The 1,153-nt window shown below is 58.1% G+C and carries 2 rRNA genes; both read right to left on the bottom strand.

The features are described from left to right. Positions 1-736, bottom strand: a 23S ribosomal RNA gene (locus LWC35_RS38780); the annotation flags it as partial. Positions 737-1,045: 309 nt separating this feature from the next. Continuing rightward, positions 1,046-1,153, bottom strand: a 16S ribosomal RNA gene (locus LWC35_RS38775); the annotation flags it as partial.

The raw sequence follows: 1,153 nt of genomic DNA, 5'->3' as shown, positions 1-1,153 counted from the left end.
ACGCCCTATTCAGACTCGCTTTCGCTACGGCTACCCCACACGGGTTAACCTCGCCACGAAGCATAACTCGCAGGCTCATTCTTCAAAAGGCACGCCATCACCCCGTAAAAGGCTCTGACGGCTTGTAGGCACACGGTTTCAGGTACTATTTCACTCCCCTCCCGGGGTACTTTTCACCTTTCCCTCACGGTACTCGTCCGCTATCGGTCACCAGGAAGTATTTAGGCTTAACGGGTGGTCCCGCCAAATTCACAGCAAATTCCACGAGCTCGCTGCTACTCGGGTATACAGTCCATCATGCGCTGCGCGTTTTCGCGTACGGGGCTCTCACCCACTACGGCGACCCTTTCCAGAAGTCTTCCACTAACACACAACAACACAATCCGCGGTCCGGCAGAACCACGACGACCACAACCCACGACACCGCATCCGCAACCCCTGCCGGGTCTCACACGAACACGGTTTAGCCTCCTCCGCTTTCGCTCGCCACTACTCACGGAATCACGGTTGTTTTCTCTTCCTGTGGGTACTGAGATGTTTCACTTCCCCACGTTCCCCCCGCACGACTATGAATTCATCGCACGGTAACGCCCCATGACGGGCGCTGGGTTTCCCCATTCGGACACCCTCGGATCACAGCTCGGTTGACAACTCCCCGAGGACTATCGCGGCCTCCCACGTCCTTCATCGGCTCCTGATGCCCAGGCATCCACCATGTGCCCTTACACACTTGACCACAACAAGATGCTCGCATCCACTATGCAACACTCAACACACAACCACACCCCGACCCACCGTCACACCACCACCCGAACACCTCGAGCGTTAGATGAACCAGACCGGACGCGGCCGAAGAACACACCCACCCAGGTGTCTCCTCAGGACCCAACAGTGTGCCAAGCCTCGAAACGTGTTCCCGCAGCAGAATTGTGTTCCACCCAGCGCCCCCACACCCACTGCCACAACAGCGAATGCCATCCAGAGGCGTATCAGTGAAAGGACCCCGAAAACTCGGGGACGCCCACCACACGGTGAGACTCCTTAGAAAGGAGGTGATCCAGCCGCACCTTCCGGTACGGCTACCTTGTTACGACTTCGTCCCAATCGCCAGTCCCACCTTCGACGACTCCCTCCACAAGGGTTGGGCCGCCGG

It is taken from the genome of Pseudonocardia kujensis (assembly GCF_021283305.1).
Classification (GTDB): domain Bacteria; phylum Actinomycetota; class Actinomycetes; order Mycobacteriales; family Pseudonocardiaceae; genus Pseudonocardia; species Pseudonocardia kujensis.
This window is presented reverse-complemented; position numbering and strand designations above follow the sequence as displayed.